At 50.9% G+C, this 2,939-nt stretch carries 1 rRNA gene; it reads left to right on the top strand.

Annotation, left to right across the window (positions count from 1 at the left end):
* Positions 1-17: 17 nt before the first annotated feature.
* A 23S ribosomal RNA gene (locus NX845_RS23290) occupies positions 18-2,911 on the top strand.
* Positions 2,912-2,939 lie beyond the last annotated feature (28 nt).

The following is a 2,939-nucleotide window of genomic DNA, read 5'->3' as shown; positions in this document are numbered from 1 at the left end:
ACCCTTTCGGGTTGTATGGTTAAGTGACTAAGCGTACACGGTGGATGCCTTGGCAGTCAGAGGCGATGAAAGGCGTAATAACTTGCGATAAGCCCAGATTAGGTAGTAATAACCTTTTGAGTCTGGGATTCCTGAATGGGGAAACCCACTTGCATAAGCAAGTATCCTGTTGTGAATACATAGCAACAGGAGGCAAACCGGGGGAACTGAAACATCTAAGTACCCCGAGGAAGAGAAATCAACCGAGATTCCGAAAGTAGCGGCGAGCGAAATTGGATTAGCCCTTAAGCTTTTAATGATGCAGGTGAAGAGTCTGGAAAGTCTCGCAATAAAGGGTGATAGCCCCGTAACCGACACATCATAATCAGTGAAAACGAGTAGGGCGGGACACGTGATATCCTGTCTGAATATGGGGGGACCATCCTCCAAGGCTAAATACTACTGACTGACCGATAGTGAACCAGTACCGTGAGGGAAAGGCGAAAAGAACCCCTGTGAGGGGAGTGAAATAGAACCTGAAACCGTGTACGTACAAGCAGTAGGAGCACCTTCGTGGTGTGACTGCGTACCTTTTGTATAATGGGTCAGCGACTTAATTTTAGTAGCAAGGTTAACCGTTTAGGGGAGCCGTAGGGAAACCGAGTCTTAACTGGGCGTACAGTTGCTAGGATTAGACCCGAAACCAGGTGATCTAGCCATGGGCAGGTTGAAGGTTGAGTAACATCAACTGGAGGACCGAACCGACTAATGTTGAAAAATTAGCGGATGACTTGTGGCTAGGGGTGAAAGGCCAATCAAACCTGGAGATAGCTGGTTCTCCCCGAAAGCTATTTAGGTAGCGCCTCGGACGAATACTACTGGGGGTAGAGCACTGTTAAGGCTAGGGGGTCATCCCGACTTACCAACCCTTTGCAAACTCCGAATACCAGTAAGTACTATCCGGGAGACACACGGCGGGTGCTAACGTCCGTCGTGGAGAGGGAAACAACCCAGACCGCCAGCTAAGGTCCCAAAGTATAGCTAAGTGGGAAACGATGTGGGAAGGCTCAGACAGCCAGGATGTTGGCTTAGAAGCAGCCATCATTTAAAGAAAGCGTAATAGCTCACTGGTCGAGTCGGCCTGCGCGGAAGATGTAACGGGGCTAAGCTATACACCGAAGCTGCGGCTACGTACCTTAGGGTATGTGGGGTAGGGGAGCGTTCTGTAAGCCGTTGAAGGTGGTCTGTAAGGGCTGCTGGAGGTATCAGAAGTGCGAATGCTGACATGAGTAACGATAAAGGGAGTGAAAAACTCCCTCGCCGGAAGACCAAGGGTTCCTGTCCAACGTTAATCGGGGCAGGGTAAGTCGACTCCTAAGGCGAGGCCGAAAGGCGTAGTCGATGGGAAACGGGTTAATATTCCCGTACTTCTTACAATTGCGATGGGGGGACGGAGAAGGCTAGGTGGGCCTGGCGACGGTTGTCCAGGTTCAAGTATGTAGGCGGAAAGTTTAGGTAAATCCGGACTTTCATTAACGCTGAGATACGATGTCGAGCTACTACGGTAGTGAAGTCATTGATGCCATGCTTCCAGGAAAAGCCTCTAAGCTTCAGATTGTAAGGAATCGTACCCCAAACCGACACAGGTGGTCGGGTAGAGAATACCAAGGCGCTTGAGAGAACTCGGGTGAAGGAACTAGGCAAAATGGTACCGTAACTTCGGGAGAAGGTACGCTCTTATCAGTGAAGTCCCTTGCGGATGGAGCAGACGAGAGTCGCAGATACCAGGTGGCTGCAACTGTTTATTAAAAACACAGCACTGTGCAAAATCGTAAGATGACGTATACGGTGTGACGCCTGCCCGGTGCCGGAAGGTTAATTGATGGGGTTAGTCTTCGGACGAAGCTCTTGATCGAAGCCCCGGTAAACGGCGGCCGTAACTATAACGGTCCTAAGGTAGCGAAATTCCTTGTCGGGTAAGTTCCGACCTGCACGAATGGCGTAATGATGGCCACGCTGTCTCCACCCGAGACTCAGTGAAATTGAAATCGCTGTGAAGATGCAGTGTACCCGCGGCTAGACGGAAAGACCCCGTGAACCTTTACTACAGCTTGGCACTGAACATTGAACCTACATGTGTAGGATAGGTGGGAGACTATGAAATTGCGTCGCTAGATGTGATGGAGTCGTCCTTGAAATACCACCCTTGTAGTTTTGATGTTCTAACGTTGGTCCCTGAATCGGGATTACGGACAGTGCCTGGTGGGTAGTTTGACTGGGGCGGTCTCCTCCCAAAGAGTAACGGAGGAGCACGAAGGTGGGCTAAACACGGTTGGACATCGTGTGGTTAGTGCAATGGCATAAGCCCGCTTGACTGCGAGAATGACAATTCGAGCAGGTGCGAAAGCAGGTCATAGTGATCCGGTGGTTCTGAATGGAAGGGCCATCGCTCAACGGATAAAAGGTACTCCGGGGATAACAGGCTGATACCGCCCAAGAGTTCATATCGACGGCGGTGTTTGGCACCTCGATGTCGGCTCATCACATCCTGGGGCTGAAGTCGGTCCCAAGGGTATGGCTGTTCGCCATTTAAAGTGGTACGCGAGCTGGGTTTAGAACGTCGTGAGACAGTTCGGTCCCTATCTGCCGTGGGCGTTGGAAAATTGAAAGGGGCTGCTCCTAGTACGAGAGGACCGGAGTGGACGAACCTCTGGTGTTCGGGTTGTCATGCCAATGGCATTGCCCGGTAGCTAAGTTCGGAATCGATAACCGCTGAAAGCATCTAAGCGGGAAGCGAGCCTTGAGATGAGTTTTCCCTGGCACTATAAGTGTCCTAAAGGGTTGTCGTAGACTACGACGTTGATAGGCAGGGTGTGTAAGTGCTGCGAGGCATTGAGCTAACCTGTACTAATTGCCCGTGAGGCTTAACCATACAACACCCAAGGGGTTTTGTGGACTCA

The organism is Vibrio sp. NC2 (assembly GCF_025195005.1).
Classification (GTDB): domain Bacteria; phylum Pseudomonadota; class Gammaproteobacteria; order Enterobacterales; family Vibrionaceae; genus Vibrio; species Vibrio splendidus.
The sequence above is the reverse complement of the archived record's forward strand: the minus strand, read 5'-3'. Positions and strand labels throughout refer to the sequence as shown.